Annotated in this window: 19 protein-coding genes; 11 read left to right on the forward strand and 8 right to left on the reverse strand. The window is 73.9% G+C overall.

What is annotated here, in order from left to right; translation table 11 throughout:
* The first annotated feature begins 44 nt into the window (after positions 1–44).
* From ACYVOF_RS00185 to ACYVOF_RS00210, 6 genes are read left to right on the forward strand one after another with little or no spacing between them, the layout of a single operon-like run.
* Complete coding sequence (locus ACYVOF_RS00185; RefSeq protein WP_460863169.1) at positions 45–596, forward strand: copper resistance CopC family protein; 552 nt, start codon at positions 45–47, stop codon at positions 594–596.
* 2 nt (positions 597–598) lie between these two features.
* Positions 599–1,210, forward strand: a complete 612-nt coding sequence (locus ACYVOF_RS00190) for a TlpA disulfide reductase family protein (RefSeq protein WP_460863476.1) — start codon at positions 599–601, stop codon at positions 1,208–1,210.
* On the forward strand, positions 1,207–2,013 hold the full coding sequence (locus tag ACYVOF_RS00195) for a cytochrome c biogenesis CcdA family protein (protein ID WP_460863172.1): 807 nt from the start codon (positions 1,207–1,209) through the stop codon (positions 2,011–2,013). Before ACYVOF_RS00190 ends, ACYVOF_RS00195 begins: the two co-directional genes overlap by 4 nt.
* Complete coding sequence (lnt, locus tag ACYVOF_RS00200) at positions 2,010–3,623, forward strand: apolipoprotein N-acyltransferase (protein WP_460863175.1); 1,614 nt, start codon at positions 2,010–2,012, stop codon at positions 3,621–3,623. The genes ACYVOF_RS00195 and lnt overlap by 4 nt, the downstream gene beginning before the upstream one ends.
* Positions 3,624–3,643: 20 nt before the next feature.
* The gene (gene ccsB, locus ACYVOF_RS00205) at positions 3,644–4,627 is read left to right on the forward strand and encodes a c-type cytochrome biogenesis protein CcsB (RefSeq protein WP_460863177.1); all 984 of its coding nucleotides are present in this window, start codon (positions 3,644–3,646) and stop codon (positions 4,625–4,627) included.
* A 29-nt stretch (positions 4,628–4,656) separates the two neighbouring features.
* Positions 4,657–5,607, forward strand: coding sequence for a cation diffusion facilitator family transporter (locus ACYVOF_RS00210; protein WP_460863478.1), 951 nt, complete (start codon positions 4,657–4,659; stop codon positions 5,605–5,607).
* Between the two features lie 18 nt (positions 5,608–5,625).
* Here the strand turns inward: ACYVOF_RS00210 and ACYVOF_RS00215 are convergent, their stop codons facing one another.
* The 4 genes from ACYVOF_RS00215 to ACYVOF_RS00230 are packed head-to-tail and all read right to left on the reverse strand — an operon-like array spanning position 5,626 to position 7,626.
* Positions 5,626–6,252, reverse strand: a complete 627-nt coding sequence (locus ACYVOF_RS00215; RefSeq protein ID WP_460863179.1) for a vitamin K epoxide reductase family protein — start codon at positions 6,250–6,252, stop codon at positions 5,626–5,628.
* Positions 6,249–6,917 (reverse strand): DsbA family protein, encoded by a 669-nt coding sequence (locus ACYVOF_RS00220; RefSeq protein WP_460863181.1) that lies wholly within the window; start codon positions 6,915–6,917, stop codon positions 6,249–6,251. The genes ACYVOF_RS00215 and ACYVOF_RS00220 overlap by 4 nt, the downstream gene beginning before the upstream one ends.
* Positions 6,914–7,435, reverse strand: coding sequence for a signal peptidase II (locus ACYVOF_RS00225; RefSeq protein WP_460863183.1), 522 nt, complete (start codon positions 7,433–7,435; stop codon positions 6,914–6,916). The genes ACYVOF_RS00220 and ACYVOF_RS00225 overlap by 4 nt, the downstream gene beginning before the upstream one ends.
* Positions 7,432–7,626 (reverse strand): hypothetical protein, encoded by a 195-nt coding sequence (locus ACYVOF_RS00230; RefSeq protein ID WP_460863185.1) that lies wholly within the window; start codon positions 7,624–7,626, stop codon positions 7,432–7,434. The genes ACYVOF_RS00225 and ACYVOF_RS00230 overlap by 4 nt, the downstream gene beginning before the upstream one ends.
* Before the next feature lie 229 nt (positions 7,627–7,855).
* On the opposite strand from ACYVOF_RS00230, the gene ACYVOF_RS00235 reads away from it, so the two are divergent.
* The 4 genes from ACYVOF_RS00235 to ACYVOF_RS00250 all read left to right on the forward strand — a co-directional run bounded on the left by ACYVOF_RS00235 (position 7,856) and on the right by ACYVOF_RS00250 (position 11,963).
* Positions 7,856–8,380, forward strand: a complete 525-nt coding sequence (locus ACYVOF_RS00235) for a TlpA family protein disulfide reductase (protein ID WP_460863187.1) — start codon at positions 7,856–7,858, stop codon at positions 8,378–8,380.
* Between the two features lie 368 nt (positions 8,381–8,748).
* Positions 8,749–9,255, forward strand: a complete 507-nt coding sequence (locus ACYVOF_RS00240; RefSeq protein WP_460863189.1) for a hypothetical protein — start codon at positions 8,749–8,751, stop codon at positions 9,253–9,255.
* A gap of 139 nt (positions 9,256–9,394) precedes the next feature.
* Positions 9,395–9,772: an ArsR/SmtB family transcription factor gene (locus tag ACYVOF_RS00245; protein WP_460863191.1), complete on the forward strand. Its 378-nt coding sequence runs from the start codon at positions 9,395–9,397 to the stop codon at positions 9,770–9,772.
* Positions 9,765–11,963, forward strand: a complete 2,199-nt coding sequence (locus ACYVOF_RS00250; RefSeq protein ID WP_460863192.1) for a heavy metal translocating P-type ATPase — start codon at positions 9,765–9,767, stop codon at positions 11,961–11,963. Before ACYVOF_RS00245 ends, ACYVOF_RS00250 begins: the two co-directional genes overlap by 8 nt.
* Positions 11,964–12,018: 55 nt before the next feature.
* On the opposite strand, the gene ACYVOF_RS00255 is transcribed toward ACYVOF_RS00250, so the two are convergent.
* Genes ACYVOF_RS00255 through ACYVOF_RS00265 form a run of 3 tightly spaced genes read right to left on the reverse strand, consistent with a single transcriptional unit; the run spans position 12,019 to position 13,551 of the window.
* On the reverse strand, positions 12,019–12,597 hold the full coding sequence (locus tag ACYVOF_RS00255) for a histidine phosphatase family protein (protein ID WP_460863194.1): 579 nt from the start codon (positions 12,595–12,597) through the stop codon (positions 12,019–12,021).
* On the reverse strand, positions 12,594–13,325 hold the full coding sequence (locus tag ACYVOF_RS00260; RefSeq protein ID WP_460863195.1) for a CbtA family protein: 732 nt from the start codon (positions 13,323–13,325) through the stop codon (positions 12,594–12,596). The genes ACYVOF_RS00255 and ACYVOF_RS00260 overlap by 4 nt, the downstream gene beginning before the upstream one ends.
* Positions 13,326–13,341: 16 nt before the next feature.
* Positions 13,342–13,551, reverse strand: a complete 210-nt coding sequence (locus ACYVOF_RS00265; protein WP_460863197.1) for a CbtB domain-containing protein — start codon at positions 13,549–13,551, stop codon at positions 13,342–13,344.
* Positions 13,552–14,673: 1,122 nt separating this feature from the next.
* Between ACYVOF_RS00265 and ACYVOF_RS00270 the strand changes: the two genes are divergently transcribed.
* Positions 14,674–15,336, forward strand: a complete 663-nt coding sequence (locus ACYVOF_RS00270; RefSeq protein WP_460863199.1) for a DUF4396 domain-containing protein — start codon at positions 14,674–14,676, stop codon at positions 15,334–15,336.
* A 52-nt stretch (positions 15,337–15,388) separates the two neighbouring features.
* On the opposite strand, the gene ACYVOF_RS00275 is transcribed toward ACYVOF_RS00270, so the two are convergent.
* A complete protein-coding gene (locus ACYVOF_RS00275) occupies positions 15,389–15,847 on the reverse strand; it encodes a hypothetical protein (RefSeq protein WP_460863201.1) in 459 nt (152 codons plus the stop codon).
* Between the last annotated feature and the right edge of the window lie 203 nt (positions 15,848–16,050).

Below are 16,050 nucleotides of genomic sequence, written 5' to 3' on the forward strand. Positions count from 1 at the left end.
CTTCACCAAGGAAGCGAGCCCTCATGTACAGCACCATCCGACCCTTGCTGGTCCTGCTACTGGCTGGGCTGGCCGCCGCGGCCGGCGCAGGCGTGGCGTCCGCGCACGCCGGGCTGGTGTCGGTGGACCCCGCCGACGGCAGCACCGGGGCTCCCACCCGCGCGGTGCTGGTGTTCACCGACCCGCTGCAGCCCGAGTTCGTGACCGTGACCCTCACCGACGCCGACGGAACACAGATCAGCCTGGCTGCCCCCGAGGTGCTCGACACCACGGTCACCCAGCCGCTCCCCGCGTTGCCGGCGGGTCCCGTCACCCTCGCCTACCGGGTCCTGTCCGAGGACGGGCACCGCGTCGAGGGCAGCACCGGCTACACCGTCACATCCGGCGCTTCGAGCGCCCCCGCACCGCAACTGACCGGGGCCGCCACCGTCACACCCCCGCCACCCACCACGACGTCGGCGCTCGTGCAGCCGGCAGCCGCGGATGACACGGCCGGGTCACCACCGCCCTGGTTGGTCGCGGTGCCCGTCGCCATCCTGGTCGTCGGCGCCGCGGCCGCCGCGACGGTCGTGATGCGGGGGCGGCGCACCCGGTGACCCTGCTCCGCGGTCTGCGGGCAGCTGTGCTCGCGGTGCTGTTCACCGCGCTCGTCGCGGGGTGCTCGACACCGGCCCCGGGCGGCTCCTTCGGGTTCGTCTCCCCCGGCGGGAAGACGGACCTGACCTACGACCCGCCCGCTGACCGGGGCCGGATCGGCACCCTCGCCGGGCCGGACCTGCTCACCGGGCAACCGCTCTCGGTGGCCGACCTCGAGGGCCGGGTCGTGGTCCTCAACCTCTGGGGGCAGTGGTGCGGACCGTGCCGCGCCGAAGCCGCCGACCTGACCCAGGTCGCCGAGGCCACCCGCGACCTGGGGGTGGCGTTCGTCGGCATCAACGTCCGCGACCCGCAGCAGGACAAGGCCCAGGACTTCGTCCGTGACCGCGGCGTCACCTACCCCTCCATCTACGACCCCACGATGCGGACACTGGTCGCCCTCGGGGCCAGCTACCCCACCAGCGTCATCCCCTCGACCATCGTGCTCGACCGGGAGCAGCGGGTGGCAGCGATCTTCCTGCGCGGGCTGCTGGCCGAGGACCTGCAACCGGTGGTGGAACGGGTCGCCGCCGAACCACGCGCCGCGACACCGACCAGCGAGCCGGCCCCGTGACCCTCGCCGGGGTCGCGGAGACCTTCCAGTCCACCGCCGCCACCGGCCCGGTGCTCCTCGCGCTGCTGGTCGCCGCCCTCGCCGGTGTGGTGTCGTTCGCCTCCCCGTGCGTGGTGCCCCTCGTGCCCGGGTACCTGTCCTACCTGGCCGGGGTGGTCGGTGCCGAGGCCCCCGCGGTCACACCGGCCGGGGGCGGCACCGCGACGCGGACCCGCGGCAGGTGGCGGGTGGCCGGTGCGGCGGGGTTGTTCATCGGCGGGTTCACGGTGGTGTTCACCCTCGGCACGGTGTCGCTGTTCGGGGTCATCGCACTGCTGCGGGTCAACACCGAGGTGCTGCAACGCGTCGGTGGCGTCGTCACCATCGTCATGGGGCTGGCGTTCCTGGGCCTGGTGCCCGCGCTGCAACGCGACACGCGGCGAGAGCCGCGCCGCCTGCCCACCCTGTGGGGCGCACCGGCGCTGGGCGCGGTGTTCGGGCTCGGGTGGACCCCGTGCCTGGGCCCCACCCTGGCCGGGGTGCTGTCGGTTGCCGCGGGCACCGAGGGCGCGACGGCGTGGCGCGGTGTGGCCCTCGTCGTGGCGTACTGCCTGGGCCTCGGGGTGCCGTTCGTGCTGCTGGCGCTGGGGTCGCAACGGGCGCTGACCGGGGTCGGGTGGCTGCGCCGCCACACCCGCACCATCCAGCTCGTCGGTGGGGTGCTGCTGGTCCTGGTCGGTGTCGCGCTGGTGACCGGGCTGTGGGGCGACTTCGTGGGCTGGCTGCGGTCCGGGCCGATCGCCGCCGTCACGACACCGATATGAGCGCCGTCAGCGTGACTGCCCCGCCCCCGCCCCCGGGCGCGCGGGGTGCCCGGAGCCGCCTGAGCCTCCTGGGCCCGGTGGTGCTCCGCGCGGGCGCTGCCGCCGGTGCCGGCGGGCTGCTGTTCGTGAGCTTCCCGCCCCGCCCGTTGTGGTTCCTCGCTCCCGTGGGGATCGCCGTGCTGGTCGGGGTGCTGCGGGGTCGAGGTCTGCGCGCGGGGTTCGGCTACGGCTACCTGGCCGGTCTGGGCTTCCTGCTGCCGCTGCTGCCGTGGGTGGGGGTGTACGTCGGGGCGGTGCCGTGGCTGGCGCTCGCCGGGTTCGAGGCACTCGCGGTGGGGCTGTTCGGCGCCGCGACGGCGCTGCTGCTCCGACTGCCGGCCGCGCCGGTGTGGGTGGCCTGCGCCTGGGTGGGCACCGAGGCGCTGCGCTCGAGGGTGCCGCTCAACGGGTTCCCCTGGGGGCGGCTGGCGTTCGGGCAGGCCGACGGGGTGCTGCTGCCGCTCGCCCGCCTGGGCGGTGCGCCGCTGCTCAGCTTCGCCGTCGTCCTGGTGGGCGCGTGCCTGCCCGGGTTGCGCCGCGGCACCCGTCAGCGCTGGGCCGGGCACCTCGTCGGCGTGCTGGCCCCGGTGCTGGTGGCCCTGGCGCTCGCCCCCCAGGTCGCGGCCACCACCGCCGACGGTTCCACCCGGCGGTTGGCCGTGGTGCAGGGCAACGTGCCCCGTCTCGGGCTGGACTTCAACGCCCAGCGGGCCGCCGTGCTCGGCAACCACGTCGCTGCGACCGAGCGGCTCGCCGCCGACGTCGCCGCCGGGCGGGTGCTGCCCCCCGACCTCGTGGTGTGGCCGGAGAACGCCAGCGACATCGACCCGCTGCGCAACCCCGACGCGGCGGCCGCACTCGACCGGGCCGCCCGCGCGGTGGGGGTCCCGATCCTGGTCGGGACGGTGCTGCGCAACGACGACGGGACCACCCGCAACACCGTGCTGGTGTGGGACCCGGTGACCGGCCCCGGCGACTCGCACGACAAGCGGGTCCTCGTCCCGTTCGGGGAGTACCTGCCCGCGGCAGACCTGGTCACCACGTTCTTCCCCGTCGCCGCCCGCGCCGGCAACTTCGTCCCCGGCGATGGCAACGGCACCGTCGTGCTCAACGGTGTCCCGGTCGCCGTCGGCATCTGCTACGAGATCGCGTTCGACCACCTCGTCACCGACTCGGTGCGCGCCGGGGCGCAGCTGCTCACCGTGCCCAGCAACAACGCCACCTTCGGCCGCACCGAGATGACCTACCAGCAGCTCGCCATGTCCCAAGTCCGGGCGGTCGAGCACGGCCGCACCGCCGCCGTCGCCGCAACCTCCGGGGTGAGCGCGATCATCGACCCCGCCGGACGGGTCGTCGACGCCACCGCCGTCTTCACCGCGGACGTCCTGGTCCAGGACGTGGTGCTGCGCACCGAGCTGACCCCGGCCACCCGGCTGGGCGGTGCCCCCGAGATCGTCCTCGTCGTCCTCGCAGCAGCAGCGCTCGCGGCCGCCGCACTGCGGTCCCGCCCGGCCCGACCCCGCAGCCGGCCCCGCAGCCGCCCCCCGGCTACTATCACGCCTAGTTTTTGACGCCAGCCCCTGGAGGCACCGTGCCCGGACCCGTCGAGGTCGCCGCACTCAGCGACCTGAGCTACCGATCGGCGGTGGGGATCTACGTCCTCGCCACCGTGCTGCTGGCCGCCGAGCTCGCCGGCACCACCGTGCGCGCGACCGCCGCCCGTGACGCAGCACGCCAGCTGGTCGGCGCCGGTGCGCCCGCCGGGCCGCCCGCCGGCGTCCCGGGCCGGGTCGCACCCACCCCACGCCGGGCGGTCGCGGACCGGCTCGGGCGGGGAGGTGTCGCGCTGACCGTCCTCGCGCTGGGCCTGCACGTGGCGTCGTTGGTGCTGCGCGGAGTGGCGGCGGGACGCGCTCCGTGGGGCAACATGTACGAGTTCACCTCCCTGGCCACCGCAGCCACCGTGCTGGGCATGCTGCTGTTCCTGCGCTCGCACCGGACCCGCCCGGTGCTGCTGTTCGTGCTGCTGCCCGTCGTGGTCCTGCTGTTCGTCGGGGGCACGGTGCTCTACTCGGTGTCCGCTCCGGTGGTGCCTGCGCTGCAGTCGTACTGGCTCGTCATCCACGTCTCCGTCATCGCCACCGCCAGCGGGGTCATGCTGTTCTCCGGGGTGGCGAGCGCGCTGTTCATCCTGCGGCTGCGCCACCCCGACGGCGAGGAACGGCCCAGCCCGGTCGGGCAGCTGGCCCGCCGGCTGCCCTCTGCCGCCGTGCTGGACCGGGTGGCCTACCGCGCCACCGTGTTCTCCTTCCCGTTCTTCACCATCGGGGTGATCCTGGGAGCGGTCTGGGCCGAGGCCGCGTGGGGTCGCTTCTGGGGCTGGGACCCCAAGGAGGTCGCCGCGTTCGTCACCTGGGTGGTGTTCGCCGCGTACCTGCACGCCCGTGCCACCGCTGGGTGGCGAACGGGTCGCGCCGCGTGGGTCAACGTCCTCGGCGCCGCCACCGTGGTGTTCAACCTGTTCTTCATCAACCTCGTCGTGTCCGGCCTGCACTCCTACGCCGGCCTGACCTGAACTGCAGGTGCGCGCATGCGCATGCCATGATGTGTCCGACGCCGAGGAGGGCATGCACCATGGGTCAGGGACACGGACACGGACACGGACACGGACCCGGCACCGCAGCGAGCGCGGCCGGGCGGCACCGCCGCCCGATGGTCGTCGCCTTCGGGCTCACCGCGGTCTTCATGGTCGTGGAGATCGCCGCCGGGCTGATCTTCGACTCGCTCGCCCTGCTCTCCGACGGTGCACACATGGCCACCGACGTGCTCGGCCTCGGCATGGCGCTCGCCGCCATCACCCTGGCCCAGCGGCCCGCGAGCAGCCAGCGCAGCTTCGGGTCCTACCGCCTGGAGGTGCTGGCCGCCCTGGCCAACGCGGTGCTGCTGTTCGGCGTGGCCGGATACGTGCTGGTCGAGGCCGTGCGCCGGATCGGCGACCCGCCCGAGGTCCCCGGCACACCGCTGCTCGTCGTCGCCGTCCTCGGGCTCGTCGTCAACATCATCAGCTTCCGGCTGCTGACCGCGGGGGCCAAGGAGTCGCTCAACGTCCGCGGCGCCTACCTCGAGGTGCTCGCCGACATGATCGGCTCCGTCGGGGTCATCATCGCCGCCGCCATCATCTTCCTCACCGGTTGGCCGTACGCCGACACCGTCATCGGCGCCGCCATCGGGCTGTTCATCCTGCCGCGCACCTGGCGCCTGGGCGGGCAGGCGCTGCGCATCCTGATGCAGTCCGCCCCTCCCGGGGTCGACGTGGCCGCGCTCGAGGCCAGGATCGCCGAGCTGCCCGGGGTGGCTGAGGTGCACGACCTGCACGTGTGGACGCTGACCTCCGGCATCGAGAGCGCCACCGGGCACGTCGTCATCGCTCCCGACGCGGACTACCACCAGGTTCTCGACTCCGTCGCGGACCTGCTGCGCACCGAGCACGGTGTCACCCACACCACCATCCAGTGCGAGCCCGCGGGGCACCTGGAGCCCGAGAACCCCGTCTGACGACGTCGATCTCGCGGTTCAGACGAGGGTTGTCCAGTAGGACCAGAACTGCTCCAGGACCAGACCACCAACGACCAGGACGCTCGCCGTCACGAGGGTCGCGTGCCACCTCACCGCCCCCGCAGCCCTGCGGGTGACCGGGGGCGGGAAGCGGCCCTCCGCCAGGTTGTGCAGGGTGACGTACCAGAACGTGGTGATGACCACGGCCCACACCACCATGCAGTACGGGCACAGCGCGCCGATGCGGTAGAGGCTCTGCCCGATCAGCCACGCCACGAGCAGCAGCCCCGCGGTGACCCCCGCCTGCAGCCCCCACCAGTACCACCGGGGCAGCGTCGCACCGGCGAGCAGCGCGACCCCGGTGGTCACCAGCACGGGAAACCCCGCCAGGCCGAGCAGGGGGTTGGGGAAGCCGAGGAGCTCAGCCTGCGGGGAGGCGAGCACTGACCCGCAGGACAACAGCGGGCTCAGCGAGCAGCTCGGGACGTAGGACGGGTCGGCGAGCAGGGCGAGCCGGTCCAGCACCAGTGCGAACGCAGCAGCGGTGCCCACCGCGCCGCCGACGACCAGCACCCAGGGGGTCACCCGCGCCAGGAACAGCGCCACCGGCTCCTCCACCACCCGCGGTGTCGCGCGGGTCGTCACCGGCGGGCGGCCAGCGCGCCCTCGACCGCGCTGCGGAGGTCCTCTACCGAGGTGAGCTCGACCGGCTCCCCGTCGAGGAAGAAGGTCGGGGTCCCCGCCACCCCCAGCGCGACCCCGTCATCCCGGTCGGCGCGCACCCGGCGCAGTGTCGCGGGATCGGCGACCGCCCGGTCGAAGGCCTCGACGTCGAGACCGAGGTCGGCGGCGAACCCCCGGAATACCCCCGCCAGCGGCGAATCGGACTCCCCCCACTGCGGCTGGGTCTCATACATCCGCCCGTACATCGCCTCGAACGCACCCTGCTGCGCGGCCGCCTCCACCGCGACCGCGGCGTTCTCAGAATTGGTGTGGCTGGGCAGGGGGAAGTACCGCGCCACGAAGCTGACCTGGTCGCCGTACTCGGCGCGCAGCTCCTCCACCGTCGGGTAGACAGCGCGGCACGACTCGCACTCCAGGTCGAGGAACTCGACCAGGGTCACCGAGCCCGCCGGTGCCGGGGACAACCGGTGGCTGTCCGCGCGGACCAGGTACTCACTCGCCGCCGACGGGTCGGGGGCGACCGGGCGGCCCGCCTCGTCGCGGCCGCTGCCCGCCCACAGCACCCCGGCCAGCACCAGCGCTGCCGCGAGCAGCAGCCCGAGGGTCGTCCTGCGGGTGGTCGTCATCGGGACTCCTCGGCGTCGGGTTCTGGGTCGGGATTCGTGGGGTCAGGTTCGGTGGGCTCAGCCGGCGGCGTGCGCAGCGAGTCGAGCAGGAGCAGCACCACCCCGGTGGTGATGAGGACGTCGGCGCCGTTGAAGGTGGGGAACCAGCCGGTGAAGAAGTAGTCGGTGACCACCCCGTCGATGCCGCGGTCGACCACGTTGCCGGCGGCCCCGGCCAGGACCAGCCCCCACCCGACCTGACCGGGCGCGGCAGCGGTCCGGGTGACCCGCCACGCCGCAGCCGCGAGCAGTCCCACCACGACCGCGGTGCCGACGGTGATGACCCACGACGGCAGATCGGCCCCGAGGCTGAACGAGATGCCCGGGTTGAACCCCAGCCGCAGCGACAACACGCCGAGGTCGACCGGACCGCGGCGGCGCAGCCACGGCTCGGCCGCCGCGGTCAGGACGGCCACGACACCGAACGCGAGCACCGCGACCACCAGGAACACCCGGCGGGCACGCACGGCCGGGCTCACCGCCGCGACGGACGTCGCCGCCACAACAGCACCGCCCCGACGACGGCCACCACGATCGCCGCCGCACCCACCCACAGCAGCGGCCAGTAGCCCTCGCCCGTGACACCGAGGACCACCAGCACCACCCCCACCAGGAACGCCCGCAGCGGCGCCAGCCGAACCAGCCACGACGACGACACGTCAACGGGCACGCCCCGAACACCGTCCCGTCGCGGCCCGCGCCGGAGTCTCACGCCGCGGCGTGACGACATGGTTCGGGGACCGGGGATCGGGGACACCCCCGAATACTAACCGTCGTAGTATTCGGGGGTGCCTCGCCGCGAGCTTGTCGCCACGATCGTCGCGGTCATCGTCCTTGCAGCCGTGGGCTACGGGCTGGCCACGCGGTCCACCGCGCCGACCGGACCACGGGCCGCACCGGTGAGCACCTCGACCGCCGAGGCCCGCAGCGGGGGGAGCCTCGACACCCAGCGTTCCCCCGCTGGGCTGGTCCCGTGTCCTGCGCCCACGGCGGGATCCGGCCCGGGTGTCCTCGTCGGGGTCCCGGTGACCTGCCTCGGCGACGGAGTCAAGACCGACCTGGGAACGACGGTCGGTGGGCGGACCGTGCTGCTCAACGTGTGGGCGTCCTGGTGCGGCCCCTGCCGGGCGGAGATGCCCGCACTGCAGTCCTACGCCGACAGCCCGGGAGCCATCGAGGTGCTCGGTGTCGACGTGGAGGACGACGACGCCTCCGCCCTCGCCCTGCTGGCGGACCTCGGGATCCGCTACCCGTCCCTGACGGACCCCGACTCCGCCTCGCTGGCCGCCTTGGGTGCACCCCGCGTCCTGCCGCAGAGCTATCTGGTGCGCCCGGGCGGCCGCGTCGAGCGGCTGCGGGACCCCGCGGTGTTCCGGACCGCGGACGACGTCCGCACCGCTGTCGCCCGCGCCGGGCAGCTGTGATGACCTGAGACGTTGGTGCCAGTCACGCGGTGAGTCGGGTGACCGGCGGGGCGCTGCGGGCCCGGTGGGTGTCGTCGTTCTCGACCCAGGTGTCCAGGGCGGTGATGCGTTCGGTGTTGGCGGTCCACCGGCGGGCGCCGGCCGACGCGGTGAGCAGGGTCCGGGTCAGCCTGACGGCTGCGCCGCTGGTCCCTGGGCAGCGGGTGTGGTGAACGCCGCCGGATGCCCAGGGCGGTTCAGACTGCGCTCCAACAGCTGCCGACCCGGTCGACCGTGGCGTCGTCGGTGACGGACCCGGAGAACGACGACGCCGGGCGTGCGGAACCAGGCGAAGCCCTGGTGCAGGAACCCCCAACTAGGCTCGCAGAATGGACCAGCCGATCTTTTGGGGCGCGCTGCTGTCCGTCGCAGTGCTCGCCGTGGTGGCGCGCCGGTTCGCGGACCGCCCACTGCTCGGCCGCCTCGCGACGCCGATCGGTCGGCCCGCGCTGCTCGTGGCCGGCCTCAGCGTCCTGGCGCTGGTGTTCCACTGCACCGCGATGTTCTTCGGCCCCTGGGTCGATGCAATGCCGGGCGCCCAGGGACCGGCCGACGCGGTGCGCGACCTGGGGACCGCCAGTCAGGTCGCCTACTGGCTACCGGCCGCGACCCTGGTGCTGGCCGTGCGCCGGATCTGGTGGCCGGGCCTGCTGCTGCTGATCACCGCGGCGGCGGGCGTCGGGGTCACGATGTACTGGCCCGTCGCCCTGACCACCCACCTCGGCTGGCTGGCCACCTTCATCGTGGTCGGCTCGGCGATCTCCGCCACCCTGCTCGGCCCCGCGCCGCCGACCGGGTCCCGACACGACGACCGCCAGCCAGCACGAACCAGCTAAGTCCTGGCAGCACCGAGCCGACTGCACCCTCGGTGGTCAGACCCCGGCCACACGACGCACCACGGGACCGCCATCGACGTCCCAGAGTCACGACAGCCGGTCGTACCAACCTCTGTTGGATCGTTGTATCGTCACCTCCATGACAGACGACCGGTGCGAGCTGCTGTGCCTCGACCTCCCCCACGCCGAGCGGGTCCGGGCCCAGCTCCCTCCGATCGGGACGGCCCAGGCGGGTGCTGCCGCCTACAAGGCGCTGGGTGACCCGCAGCGGCTGCGGGTCGCCGCCGCGCTGCAGGCGGGCGGTGAGCTGTGCGGCTGCGACCTGGCCTGGGTGTGCGGGGTGAGTCAGAACCTGGCGTCACACCACGTCCGGGTGCTGCGCTCCGCCGAGCTCGCGGTGTCGCGGCGGGATGGCAAGCTGGTCATGCACCAGCTCACCGACCTGGGCCGGCAGCTCCTCGCCGTGACCGTCCCCGCACCCGCCGCGGTCCGGACCCTGGCCGGTTCTGATGTCTGAGCCGTGCTGCGGGCCGGACGACTCCTCCTCGACGTCGCGGCGGCGGACGCTGGCGCTGACGAGCTCTGGGCCCGGCCCTGCGGCCCCGTCGGTCGGCTTCGGCACCGGTCCGGCGGCGCCGTGCCAAGACGGTTCCAGCTGCTGCCCGCCCGCCGAGACCGGCGCGGCGAGCACCACCGCAGAGCGTGAGCTCCCCGGCGGCGACGGTTGCGGTGACCCGACCTGCAGCGCCCCTGCTGCGGCGCCCGACAGCCCGGCGCGTCCGCTGTGGCAGGCACGGTCGGTCCAGCTCGCCGCGCTCGCCGGTGCGCTGTGGCTGGCGTCCTCGGCCGTGCAGTGGGCGGCCGGGTCGACAGGACCCGTCGCGTCCGGGCTCGCGCTCGGGGCCATCGTCGCGGGCGGCGCCACGTTCGTGCCCGCGACGCTGCGGGCCCTCCTGCGGCGACGGATCGGCGTCGGCACCCTCATGACGGTGGCCATGGTGGGCGCGGTCGCACTCGGCCAGCTCAACGAGGCCGCGATGCTCGCCTTCCTCTTCTCGCTGGCCGAGGCGCTCGAGGATTACGCGGTCGACCGCACCCGCCGCGGACTGCGCGCCCTGCTCGACCTCGTCCCCGCCCGGGCGACGGTGCTCCGCGGCGGGCCCGACGGCCCCGTCGAGACCGAGGTCGACCCCGGGGAGCTCGCGCTCGACGACGTGCTCGTGGTCAAGCCCGGGGACCGGCTCGCCACCGACGGCGTCGTCGTCCTCGGGCGATCCACCATCGACACGTCCGCCGTCACCGGGGAGTCGATGCCCACCGAGGTCGAGCCCGGCCAGGAGGTGCTGGCCGCCTCCATCAACGGTGGCGGTGTCCTCCAGATCCGGGTGACCGCCACCACCGCCGAGAACTCGCTGGCCCGGGTGGTCCACATCGTCGAGGAGGCGCAGGACCGCAAGGGGGCCGCCCAGCGGCTCGCCGCGCGAGTGGCACGGCCCCTCGTGCCCACCGTCTTCCTCGCCGCCGCCGCCATCGCGCTGCTGGGGTCGATCGTCGGCGACCCCGCGACCTGGATCGAGCGCGCCCTGGTGGTGCTCGTCGCCGCCTCCCCGTGCGCGTTCGCGATCGCGGTCCCCGTCACGGTCGTCGCCGCCATCGGCTCGGCCACCCGGCAGGGCGTGCTGATCAAGGGCGGTGCCGCGCTGGAGACGCTCGGCTCGGTCCGGACGGTGGCCCTGGACAAGACCGGGACCCTGACCCGAAACCAGCCGGCGGTCGTCGCGATCGAGGCGGCCCCAGGTCAGGACCGCAGCACCGTGCTCGCCGTCGCGGCCGCCCTGGAGGCGCACAGCGAGCACCCGCTCGCCGGGGCGGTCCTGGCCGCCCAGGCCGACGCGCCCGCCGGCCCCGCCGGCGCGGCGCACGACGTGCAGGCCCTGGCCGGGCAAGGCGTCGCCGGCGTGGTCGACGGCGTCGGAGCCCGTCTCGGCAAGCCCGGGATGATCGACCCCGGTCCCCTCCTCGACACCGTGACCACCCACCAGCACGCCGGGGCCACCGTCGTCCTCGTGGAACGGGGCGGGGAGCTGCTGGGGGCGATCGCCATCCGCGACGAGCTGCGCCCCGAGGCCCACGATGTCCTCGGCCAGCTCTCCGCCGCGGGGATCCGGACGGCCATGCTCACCGGCGACAACCCGCGCACCGCCGAGTTCGTCGCACGACAGGCGGGGATCGACGAGGTCCACGCCGAGCTGCGACCCGAGGACAAGGCCACCCTGATCGGCGAGCTCAGGGGTCGTGGTGCGGTCGCGATGGTCGGCGACGGCATCAACGACGCCCCCGCCCTCGCCACCGCCGACGTGGGCATCGCGATGGGCGCGATGGGGACCGACGTCGCCATCGAGACCGCCGACGTCGCGCTCATGGGCGAGAGCCTCACCCAGCTCCCCCGCGTCCTCGCCCACGCCCGGCGGGCCCGCCGGATCATGCTGCAGAGCCTCGCCCTGTCGGCTGCCATCCTCGTCGTGCTGATCCCGCTCGCCGCCCTCGGAGTGCTCAGCCTCGGGACCGTCATCGTCACCCACGAGCTCGCCGAGGTGCTCGTCATTGCCAACGGCATCCGCGCAGGGCGGCGGGTGAACGACCAGCAGCTGCCCGAACCTGCCCAGCAGGTCGGCCTCCCTGTGCGCGCAGTCGTCCCGGCCCGCTGACCAAGAGGTGCTCGACCCGGTGCGCGCCGGGTGTGCGGGGTTGGTGGACGCGTAGTCAGGTCCGTCGTCGCGACGCACGGGTCAGCGGCTCGCAGGCCGTGCGCAGGGTCCACCGGCCGTCGCGTCCGTGCAGCGTGGTGGTGCTCAGCGGGGAGACATCGACCCGCCAGAACGAGAGCCGCTCCGCCCGGAGCACGCCCACCACCGCCGCCCGGACGACGGCGGGGTGGGTGACCGCCACCGTCGTGCCGGGCCCCAGGGTGTCGAGCCAGCCCGCGACCCGCTCGAGCAGGTGGTCGACGGACTCACCGCCGTGCGGCGCCGCGCTCGTGTCCGTCACCCAGCGGGCCAGTTCCGTCGGGTCGACCTCGCCGAGGCTCCGGCCGCGCCACCTCCCGACGTCGAGGTCGGCCAGTGCCGGCTCGGGCGTGGCGGCCAGACCCAGCGCCTCCGCGGTCTGCACGGTGCGCACGGACCCGTCGTGGTGTGCGTGCTGCGGTGTTCGCAGGAGGCCGACCGCGGACCGGGCGGCGGTGAGCGCGCGGTCCTCGAGCGGCTCGTCGTGCGGGAAGCGAGCCGCCCGCAGTGCGGCGGTCATCCCGTGGCTGACCAGGGCCAGCCGGGCGGTGCTCACGCTTGCGCGGCCGCCGGGTGCTCCCCGCTGCGGGCACGGATGGCCCGGTCGGTGACGAAACCAAAGACGAGGCCGATGGTTGCCCACAGGGTGAGCTGCACCGCGCTTGAGGCCATCCGGAAGTCCCAGAGTGCGCCGGCGGGGAAGCCTTCCGGGGTCTCGTTGACGGTGGGCAGCACGAGGTAGGCCGCGGCCAGCACGACGACCGCGCCAGCCACCGCCAGCAGACCGGCGTCCCAGCCACCGACAGCCGGGGCGAGCCGCCGCGCGGCCACCAGCGCGCCAACCACCACGACGATGCTGAGCAGCACCAGCACGAAGTACCAGCCGGTGCGGAAGCCGATGGTGTCCGAGTCCGTGGAGCCGGGAGGGTTGGCCGGGTACTTCAGCGCGGGCAGCACGTGCAGTGCGAGGAAACCGCACGCCGCGACGAGCAACGCCGTTCCCCGGGGCCCCAGCGTGCCGAGCCGGCCCTGGGCCACGGCGTAGCCGAGCGCGAACAACCCACCGAGCGCCACCCCCAGGACGACGGTGCCGGTCGCTAGCCCCAGGGTCGTCTGGACGGTCCGGCTCACCAGCTCCGGTCCGTCGTGGGTGTGCTCACCGGCCTCCTCGAACGCGATGCCTGCCGAGAGCGGGCCCTCGCCGACGAGGCGGGCGACGACGAACGCGAGAACGCCAGCGGCGAGACCGGCCAGCATCCCGCGCAGCAGCAGGGTCCGCACCACGGTGATCTCCCCCGCCCTAGTGGCAGGGGAAGCCGAGCAGGTGGCGGGCGTCGTGCACGAACTCGTGCAGCGTCTCCCCGGGGATGACCGCGGTGGCCCCCTGGTCGGCGGCGACGAAGTAGATGGCCAGCAGCAAGAACGCGGCGAAGGCCAGCCACGGCGCGACGGCGCGCAGCGGGATGACTGGCAACGCGATCGGGCGGGTGGTGGGGACGGCGTAGGACATGCTCTTCTCCAGGTGGAATACGGCGTTCCGGGCAGGACCCCAGCGCCAGGTCTGACTTGCGACGCGGAGCGTCGTCCACAGTGGCGCGACCGTTCCGGGTTCTCACCGGGATTCCGAACGCCGGGCAGGTGTACACGAGCACCATTGACGGTCCAAGTCAACGGCCTCCGCAGCGCACCCACCCCGGCGGCGCGGTCACACCACACCGGAGCCGTCGACGATGCGAACCACGAGCTCGCCGCCGGGTGCAGCCACCATCGCCGACAGCGGGGCCACCGACCTCGCCGGCGCCGAGGGGGCCGACGCCAAGCCCGCGCACGACTTGCCTGGCCACGCCACCTCGAGCCGGTTCCCGCGGTCACGCACCACGCACCGGTGGGGCCGTGTCAGCCGCGTGCCGGACACCGTCGCCAGGCGGCTCCGGGCCTGCCCGCACCCGCTCCGCTGATGGCAGAGAGTGCTGTCGCCCGCGGCTGTCCCGTCGCCGACCCACCGAGCCTGCCCCGCCGGCCCGGTCTCGCTACTGTCCTGCGGTGCCCCCGCCCGCGTCGACGCGCCGCCGAGGGGCTCGCCGTGTCGTGGTCCTGGCTCTGGCCGTCGCCGTGGTCCTGATGTGCCTGGTCCTGGCCGGACCCGATCGCCCAGCCGCATCGACCCCCGCTGCCATGTCTGGGATGCCCGGGATGACGACGAGCGAGACCGCCGGCCCACACGTCGGCACAGCAGCCACCATGTCGGCGAGGTGCGTCGGGGACTGCACGCCCGGCGCGATGACCACCTGCCTCGCCGTCCTCGTGCTCACCGCGGCGCTGCTGTTTGCCATCGGGATCCGCCGCACCGGCCGCGCGGACGGGGGCGGCGGCCTGCCACGGCTGACGGGCGCTCGACGGCCCGGCCGTTCCCCCCCGTCGTGGACACACCCGACGCTCCACCAGCTCTCGATCATCAGGGTCTGACAGGTCGCCCAGGTCACAGGACCAGGGCTCCTCTCGGTGGCTCCCTCCCCGGGACCACCCACCGTCCGGTGCGTCGCACCGGGCGCCTCAGACCTCGTCGAACGCCGCGGTGACCACCCGCGCGGCCTCGACACACCTGATCGAAGGACGTGCACCAACCATGACCATGACGATGGGCTCTGCCCTGCCCTCCTGGCTCACCCCGCTCGCGTGGGTGTTCCTCACCCTGGCGGTGGTGAGCGCCGCCGCCATCGGCGTCGACATCTACGGCCGCGACCACCGCCGGGGCACGGTCGCCACCGAGCTCGTGTGGATCGGGTCCGCGCTCTACCTGGGTCCGCTGGCCCTGGCCTTCTACAACCGCACCACCCGAGCCGCGGCGGACGCCGCCACGCCCAGCCCGGGCACGGAGCCGCGTGCGGCTGCCGGGCTCGCCGGCGGCACCGCCTCCGCCGCAGCCCACCTGGTCGGGGTGCCGTTGGTCGTCCTGTCGGGCCTCACCATCGCAGGCATCGACCTCTGGGTGATGATCATCGTCATCGCTGTCCTCGCGACGGTGCTCCTCGTCGGGTACGAGCGGGCCTCCCGCCGGCCAGGAGCGGTTCCAGTGGGGACTGCGGTGCTGGTCGCGGTGCTGACGGTGCTCGCGTTCGACGTCGGCATGGGTGGCTGGATGCTGGTGCTGCACTTCAACGGGCTCATGCCCCCGGCCACCGACGCCGCCTTCTGGTTCCTCATGCAGGTCGGGATCGTGCTCGGCCTGATCACCGGCTACCCCGCCGTCACCTGGCTGGCCCGGCGAACGAGCCGCACGACCTCAGCCGCGTAAACGGGCCCGGAGCCTGCCCGAACGCGGCAGGCTCCGGTATTCCCCCTGGCGGCTACGAGCCGGCCCGCTCGGCGGCCTCGAGGTCGACCGCCCGTCGCAGGGTCCCCCGCGCGCGGCTGCGGTCCCCGGCCGTGTCGTAGGCAACGGCCAGCCGGTAGGTGGTCCGCCAGTCCTCCGGCGCCGCCTCGTACTCGGCGAGACGCTCGGCGAAGTACTCGTCGGCCGCGTCGCGCACGATCCGCCCGGACGGCCGGCGCGGCAGCTCGCTGGTGTCGGGCAGGCCGCCCTCATCGTGCAGCCGCCGGGCCAGGTGCTGGTTGCGCGTGCCCTGGCGGTAGGTGGCCACCACCATCCACACCCCGAGCAGCGGCAGCACCAGCACCGCGAGGCCGAGCACGACACCCACGCCGGTGCCGGTGCCCACCAAAGCCACCCCGCGCTGACCGGTAAAGGCGAGGTAGGCCACCAGCAGCACGGTCATGACGATCGCCAGGACCTTCGTCCTCACCACGTCTTGCCTCCCACACCACGAGAATCGCCCGTTGAGAACGCCCGATCCTCGCACGAGCGACCCGAGGCTCACTGCCTCGGACTTGGCCCAGTCCTGTCCTGCCGTCCGGTCAGGGACGGGCGGGGTGACGAGAGAGCATGGGCCGAGCCGAGGTCGCAGCGCTGCTGCGCCCTGGTGCGCGGTTCTGGACTCACAGCCGACTG

Source organism: Rhodococcus aerolatus (genome assembly GCF_054783215.1).

What these genes read in the sequence shown, in the direction of transcription:
- ACYVOF_RS00250 (WP_460863192.1), top strand. Translation starts at nt 9,765, where the DNA reads ATGTCTGAGCCGTGCTGCGGGCCGGACGACTCCTCCTCGACGTCGCGG.
- ACYVOF_RS00220 (WP_460863181.1), bottom strand. Translation starts at nt 6,917, where the DNA reads ATGACGACCACCCGCAGGACGACCCTCGGGCTGCTGCTCGCGGCAGCG.
- ACYVOF_RS00210 (WP_460863478.1), top strand. Translation starts at nt 4,657, where the DNA reads ATGTGTCCGACGCCGAGGAGGGCATGCACCATGGGTCAGGGACACGGA.
- ACYVOF_RS00240 (WP_460863189.1), top strand. Translation starts at nt 8,749, where the DNA reads ATGGACCAGCCGATCTTTTGGGGCGCGCTGCTGTCCGTCGCAGTGCTC.
- ACYVOF_RS00265 (WP_460863197.1), bottom strand. Translation starts at nt 13,551, where the DNA reads ATGTCCTACGCCGTCCCCACCACCCGCCCGATCGCGTTGCCAGTCATC.
- ACYVOF_RS00270 (WP_460863199.1), top strand. Translation starts at nt 14,674, where the DNA reads ATGACGATGGGCTCTGCCCTGCCCTCCTGGCTCACCCCGCTCGCGTGG.
- ACYVOF_RS00245 (WP_460863191.1), top strand. Translation starts at nt 9,395, where the DNA reads ATGACAGACGACCGGTGCGAGCTGCTGTGCCTCGACCTCCCCCACGCC.
- lnt (WP_460863175.1), top strand. Translation starts at nt 2,010, where the DNA reads ATGAGCGCCGTCAGCGTGACTGCCCCGCCCCCGCCCCCGGGCGCGCGG.